The organism is Hyphomicrobium sp. (assembly GCF_020852195.1).
In the GTDB taxonomy this organism is placed as follows: domain Bacteria; phylum Pseudomonadota; class Alphaproteobacteria; order Rhizobiales; family Hyphomicrobiaceae; genus Hyphomicrobium_C.
In genome coordinates this window covers 1-6,473 of the sequence record NZ_JADZBI010000057.1, presented here as the reverse complement: position 1 = coordinate 6,473, position 6,473 = coordinate 1, and the positions used below count along the sequence as shown (strand labels likewise).

The following is a 6,473-nucleotide window of genomic DNA, read 5'->3' as shown; positions in this document are numbered from 1 at the left end:
GGCTGCATCGACCACGACGAGCGCATCATCACCTGCGAGGACTCGGCCGAGCTTCAGCTCCAGCAGCCCCACGTCGTCCGCCTCGAGACGCGTCCGCCGAACCTCGAGGGCGAGGGCGAGATCACGATGCGCGATCTGGTCCGCAACTGCCTGCGCATGCGTCCCGAGCGCATCATCGTCGGCGAGGTGCGCGGCCCGGAGGCGTTCGATCTCCTCCAGGCCATGAACACGGGCCATGACGGCTCCATGGGCACGCTGCACTCGAACAGCCCGCGCGAAGCCCTGAGCCGTCTCGAAAGCATGATCATGATGGGCGGCTTCACCCTCCCCATCAAGACCATCCGCGAGATGATCGTCGGCTCGATCGATATCATCATCCAGGCCGCGCGCCTGCGTGACGGCTCGCGCAAGATCACCCACATCACCGAGGTCACGGGGATGGAGGACGACATCATCACCCTGCAGAACCTCGTCGTCTACGAGATCACCGGCGAGGACGCCAACGGCCGGCTCATCGGGCGCCACCGCTCCACCGGCATCGCCCGTCCCGCGTTCTGGGAGCGCGCGCAGTACTACAAGGAAGAGAGCCGCCTTGCCGCCGCCCTCGCCGCTGCCGAGGTTCTCGATTCCAACGGCAGCCCGATGGGAGAAGCCAATGTCTGATGCGGGCATGATGCCGCTGCTGACGGCATTGATCGCGGCCATCGCCATCGCCGCGACGGCGTACGCATTCCTCTACCCCTACATTTCCGCGGACCGGGTTAAAGACAAGCGCGTTGCCAGCGTCAGCGAGCAGCGCAGCAAGAAAGTTGCCACCCAGTCCGCCGCCGAGCTGGCCGCCAACCGCAAGAAGCAGGTCGCCGACAGCCTGAAGGACATGGAGAACCGCCAGAAGGCGCGCGAGAAGCTCTCTCTGCGGCTGCGTCTCGAACGGGCGGGCCTCGAGATCGAGCCACGAACCTATTGGATCGCCAGCGCCGCGTCCGCCGTGGCCTTGGCCGCGCTCGCAAGCACCCTCCTGCCGGCGTCGGCCGCCGCGTTGAGGCCGATACTGTTGGTCGTGGCCTTGTTCGTCGGCGGGCTCGGCCTGCCGCGCTTCGTCCTGGCCAAGATCACCGCGCGCCGGCAGAAGCAGTTCCTGACCGAGCTTCCGAACGCCATCGATGTCATCGTGCGCGGCATCAAGTCCGGCCTGCCGCTCAACGAATGCCTCGGCGTAATCGCCAAGGAAAGCCTGGAGCCGGTGGCGAGCGAGTTCCGCGACGTGATCGAGCAGCAGCGCGTCGGCGTCTCGCTGTCCGAGGCGCTCGACCGGCTGACGCGGCGCATGCCGCTGCCGGAGGTCAAGTTCCTGGCCATCGTCATCGCCATCCAGCAGCAGTCCGGCGGCAACCTCGCCGAAGCGCTCGCGAACCTCTCGGGCGTGCTGCGCGAGCGCTTCAAGATGGCGATGAAGGTAAAGGCGCTCTCCGCCGAGGCCAAGGCATCGGCAATGATTCTGGCCGCCCTGCCTCCGGGCGTGATGTTCATGGTGACCAGCTCGTCGCCCGAGTACATCGCGCCGCTGTTCTCGACCCGGACCGGCAACATCTTCATCCTCGTCGGCCTTGCCTGGATGTCGATCGGCATCCTCGTCATGCGCAAGATGATCAATTTCAAGTTCTAGCGCGGAAAGCGGACCCGATGCAGGAGATCGTCGACACCTTGATGTCCCCGCCGTTCCTGGCGACGATGCTGGCGGCCGTCTCCGCTTTCGCCACCATCCTCGCGCTCGTCATGCCGATCCTCGCGCGTGACCAGATGAACCAGCGCATGCGCGTGATGGCGCTCGAGCGCGACAAGCTGCGCGCCCAGCGCCTCGCGGATCTGAGCAAGGAGCAGCGCGGGAAGGCCAAGCTCCGCCAGACGCCGAAGGGCTTCATGCGCGAGATCGTGGACCGGTTCGACCTGCGCTCCCAGTTCGACAACGAGGAGCTGCGCAACCAGCTCAAGATGGCGGGCCTGCGCGGCGAAGCCCCGCTCGTCGCCTTCATGTTCTTCCGCGCCGCCGCCCCTCCGCTCGCCTTCCTGGTAGCGCTCTTCTACATGTTCGTGATCTCGGACTCGCAAGACACGACCGGCATGAAGCTCTTTTATTCCGTGCTGGCGGCAGCCGCGGGGTACTATCTGCCGAACGTCTTCATCAAGAACCTGGCGCAGAAGCGCCAGCAGGCGATCAAGGTCGCGTTTCCCGAGTCCCTCGACATGCTGCTGATCTGCGTACAGTCCGGCATGTCGGTCGAGGCCTCGTTCGGCAAGGTGGCCAAGGAGATCGCCAACCAGAGCGTCGAGCTCGCCGAGGAGCTGTCCCTCACGACGGCCGAGCTGTCGTATCTTCCCGACCGGCGCCTGGCGTTCGAGAACCTGGCCAAGCGCACGGCTCTGCCGAGCGTCAAGGCCGTCACGACCGCTCTCATCCAGGCCGAGCGCTACGGCACGCCGGTTGGGCAGGCGTTGCGCGTGATGGCCAAGGAGAACCGCGATATGCGCATGTCGGAGGCGGAGAAGAAGGCCGCCGCCCTTCCGCCGAAGCTCACCGTGCCCATGATCGTCTTCTTCCTGCCGGTGCTGTTCCTTGTGATCCTCGGCCCCGCCGCCATCTCCTTCTGGAAGATGCAGTAGGTCCGCCGACCGAACACACGACTCACGCACGTCCGCCGCACCCATGGCGATAGGACTTGTTCCATTCCCTGAAACTACGTCATCCCGGCGCAGGTCGGGATGACGGAGAGTGTCGGCGGGGTAAAATGAAACGCGCGCAGCCTACTCGGCACTGAACAGGCTCGCCGCCTGGGGGTCCGCAGCCGCGGCGCCGGAGCCGGTCTCGATGGTGCTGGCACGCAGTGCCGGCCGCGTCGCAGGAGCAGCCCGCACGGGTGCCGGCGCCTCGGCCACAGCGGGCGCCCACGAGGCCATCGCCGGCGGCTCGCCGTATCCGGAGCCCGGCGGTGCGGACTTTGGATCCGCCTTGACCATCTTTCTCAGAAGCGCCGTGTTGGCTTGCGCATCCGACGCCGGAAGATCGACCGATCCGATCTGCGTCGCCTCGTCGTACTTGCCCTGCAGCCCCAGCACCAGCGCCAGATTCTGGCGCACCTTGGAGTTGTCGCTGCCTGCCGCCGACGCCTGGCGCAGGAGCTGCTCGCCGCGCTGCGGCTCGCCGCTCATCGTGTAGGCAAGCGCCAGGTTGTTCAGCACCGAGGGATGGCCGGGCTTGAGCGCCTGTGCGCGCTCGTAGAACCCGATCGCCTCGCGATAGCTGCCCTCCTTGGCGAACGCCGTGCCGCGCGCCAGTACGATGCGCCAGTCCGGATTGGCAGGATCGTCCGCCACCTCGAGCAGCTTCTTCGCCACGCTGGTCTGGTCGAGCTCGAGCGCGAGCCGTCCGTAGTCGGCAGCGAGGCGCCGGTTCGTACCGTGGATCAGAGACGCCTGCTGCAGCACGGCTAGCGCCTCCCGCTTCTGCCCCAGCGCCTTGAGGCTCTCCGCATACGAAAGCGCGGCCTCAAGGTCCCTCGGGTTCTTCTCGTACTGCTTGCTCCAGTATTCAGCCGCCGCGCGCGGCTCGGAGGGCGCAGCCTCCTTGATCTCCTGCTGAGACGGCGCCGGAGTGAGGGCCGCGAAAAGCCCGCCGCTATCCTCGCCGCCGATCTGGGCACATGCACCGAGCAGGAGGCTCGCGGTCACGGCAGCCAGCACGCCAAGAGGTCGTCCCGGCTTCGCCGGCGGCGCGTCGAGGTCGGCGGCCATGAATGTCTCCACTGCTCGTCTGTCACGGGTATGTGTGGGCGCACGCGCCCAGCCTTCCGTCACTTTCCGGCACAGCGGTCAATAAAGACTTAATGGAGTACAACCCTTCGTTAACTGGCGGCCAGCTCCTCCCGAGCGCCCTCGGCCCACTCCTTCATGGAGGGCAGCGCAAACACCGCGTCGATGTATGCGGCCGCGGTGCCGTCGTCGCCGAACTCTCCAAGATCGGCGATATAGGTGCGGAACCGCGACGCCACCGGCGCATACATCGCGTCCGCGATGGAGAAGTGCGAGAACAGGAATGGCCCATCGCCGCCGAAACGCTGGCGGCAGTCCTTCCACAGTTCGACGATGCGGCGGATGTTGGCTTGCACGGGCTCCAGATGCTCGGCCCTAGGCTCCGTGGCGAGGAGTTTCATCGGGCAATGCTCGCGCAGCGCCTGGAAACCGGAATGCATTTCCGACGAAGCCGCCCTCGCCACCGCCCGGGCGCGGGCATCCGACGGCCACAGCCCCGCGTCGGGATGCCGCTCGGCGAGATACTCGAGAATGGCGAGGCTGTCCCAGATCATGAGATCGTCCGCCCACAGCACCGGCACCTTTCCGGCCGGCGAATGGGCACGGATCTGCTCCTTCTTGTCGGGCGCGCGCAGGTTGATTCGCACTTCGGCAAACGGAATGCCGGCCTCTTTCATGGCGAGCCACGGCCGGAGGCTCCAGCTCGACGTGTACTTGTTGCCGATGACGAGTCTGTAGCCTTCGCCTGCCATGCTACCGAACCCCCTTACGATTGTGTTTCCGAGCGTGTGAAGGGATAATGCCCGATCATAGACGGCCCGTCCAAGCGGCCAATCCTCACGAGACAAAAGACTCCTTCATGACCGAAAAAACCACCGTGGCGAGCGCGCTCTCCCCGACTGAAGTTCTGGTCCCCCACGATACCGCCGGCCCGAGCACACCGATCTGGCTCGTCTCCGACGCGGCGCCCATCCCGGAGAGCGACGCCGTGGATGCCGCGGCGAAGCGCTGGCTCGAGGCCACGCGCTTCACGAGCACCGCCAGGAAGCAGGCTCTCCTGCCGGGAAAGGCGGGCACGATCGCAGGTGTCGCGCTCGGGCTCGGCAACGGACATGCAGGTGATCCTTCCGGGCCCTCGGAGTTGCTTGTCGGACAACTCGCATCCAGCCTCCCGGCCGGCCTCTATCATCTCGGGCGCGACACGCCCAACGCGGCCCTCGCCGCCATCGCCTGGGGGCTCGGCGCCTATCGCTTCCGCCGCTACAAGAGCGCCGCCGCCGACTCTCCGCCGCCGCGCCTCAAGGTTCCAGCAGGTATCGACTATCAATCGATCGTCGATCAGGTCGGTGCCGTCTGGAAAGGGCGCGATCTCATCAACACGCCGGCCTCCGATCTTGCACCCGAAGACCTGGAGGCCGCCGCCGCGCGCCTCGCGCGCGAACATGGTGCAAGCCTCGAGGCCACCGTCGGCGACGACCTCCTCGCCAAGGGCTTCCGCATGATCCACGCCGTCGGCCGCGGCAGTCCGCGCACGCCGCGCCTAATCGATCTGCGCTGGCAGAAGTCCGGCGGCGCGACCGACGCGCCGACGCTCACGCTCGTCGGCAAGGGCATCACCTTCGACACCGGCGGCCTCGATATCAAGCCCGCGTCCGCCATGCTGCTGATGAAGAAGGACATGGGCGGAGCGGCCGCAGCCTTGACGCTCGCCGAGCTGATCATGGCGAGCGGCCTCGACGTGCGCCTGCGCCTCCTCATCGCCGCCGCCGAGAACAGCATCTCCGGCGACGCCTTCCGCCCCGGCGACATTCTCGTGAGCCGCGCCGGCAAGACGGTCGAGATCGGCAACACCGACGCCGAAGGCCGCCTCGTGCTCGCCGACGCGCTCTCGCTCGCGGACGAGGAGAGCCCCGACACGGTGCTCGTGTTCGCGACCCTCACCGGCGCCGCACGCGTCGCGCTTGGGCCGGACCTTCCCGCGTTCTTCACCGACGACGACGCCTTCGCCGCTGCGCTTTCCACGGAGGCGGCAGCTGTCGGCGATCCCGTCTGGCGCATGCCGCTCTGGCCCGGCTACGAGCGCCACCTCGACAGCGAGGTCGCCGACATGAACAACGTCTACGAGGCGCCGTTCGCCGGCGCCATCACGGCCGCCCTCTTCCTCAAGCGCTTCGTGAAGAACGCACGCCGCTTTGCGCACTTCGATCTCTACGGATGGCGGCCAGCCGCGCGTCCCCTCGGCCCCAAGGGCGGCGAGCCGCAGACCGCGCGCGCGATCTTCTCGCTGCTCGCCAAGGAGCACACCGCATGACGGACGAGAAGCCGCAGAACGCGCAGGGAGAGGCGGCGCCCCCCGCCACGCCTCCGCCGCTACCGCAAGCCGCGATCGACCCGCGCCGCCACGCCGTGCGGCCGGACCTCGCGGCCCTCTCGCTGCGCGGACAGGTGGCGGCGCCGCGCTACGCCGCGGGCATCATCCGCCAGATCGCACGTCCCGCTGTGCCGCTTCGCCGCGAGCCGAACCCCGCCCTCGGCCTCGAAACCGAGGCTCTCTATGGCGAGCTCGTGAGGGTCTACGACGAGGCGGAAGGCTGGGCCTGGGTTCAGGCCGAGCGCGACCGCTATGTCGGATACCTTCCCGCCGCCGCGCTCACCGGCGAGATCAT

General features: G+C 67.4%; 6 protein-coding genes and 1 pseudogene. 5 read left to right on the top strand and 2 right to left on the bottom strand.

Annotation, left to right across the window (positions count from 1 at the left end):
* The 3 genes from IT540_RS04465 to IT540_RS04455 all read left to right on the top strand — a co-directional run.
* A partial coding sequence (locus IT540_RS04465) for an ATPase, T2SS/T4P/T4SS family (RefSeq protein WP_291173868.1) occupies nt 1-663 on the top strand: 663 nt, incomplete at its 5' end.
* Nucleotides 656-1,666 carry a type II secretion system F family protein gene (locus IT540_RS04460; RefSeq protein ID WP_291173865.1) on the top strand — a complete coding sequence of 337 codons (1,011 nt, stop codon included), beginning with the start codon at nt 656-658 and terminating at the stop codon, nt 1,664-1,666. The genes IT540_RS04465 and IT540_RS04460, both read left to right, overlap by 8 nt.
* Nucleotides 1,667-1,683: 17 nt before the next feature.
* Nucleotides 1,684-2,661, top strand: coding sequence for a type II secretion system F family protein (locus IT540_RS04455; protein ID WP_291173862.1), 978 nt, complete (start codon nt 1,684-1,686; stop codon nt 2,659-2,661).
* A 141-nt stretch (nt 2,662-2,802) separates the two neighbouring features.
* On the opposite strand, the gene IT540_RS04450 is transcribed toward IT540_RS04455, so the two are convergent.
* A complete protein-coding gene (locus tag IT540_RS04450; protein WP_291173859.1) occupies nt 2,803-3,789 on the bottom strand; it encodes a tetratricopeptide repeat protein in 987 nt (328 codons plus the stop codon).
* 110 nt (nt 3,790-3,899) lie between these two features.
* Nucleotides 3,900-4,559: a glutathione S-transferase family protein gene (locus tag IT540_RS04445; RefSeq protein ID WP_291173856.1), complete on the bottom strand. Its 660-nt coding sequence runs from the start codon at nt 4,557-4,559 to the stop codon at nt 3,900-3,902.
* A 107-nt stretch (nt 4,560-4,666) separates the two neighbouring features.
* Between IT540_RS04445 and IT540_RS04440 the strand changes: the two genes are divergently transcribed.
* Nucleotides 4,667-6,118, top strand: coding sequence for a leucyl aminopeptidase family protein (locus IT540_RS04440; RefSeq protein ID WP_291173854.1), 1,452 nt, complete (start codon nt 4,667-4,669; stop codon nt 6,116-6,118).
* Nucleotides 6,115-6,473 (top strand): annotated as a pseudogene (locus IT540_RS04435) (peptidase P60); the annotation flags it as partial. The gene IT540_RS04440 and the pseudogene IT540_RS04435, both read left to right, overlap by 4 nt.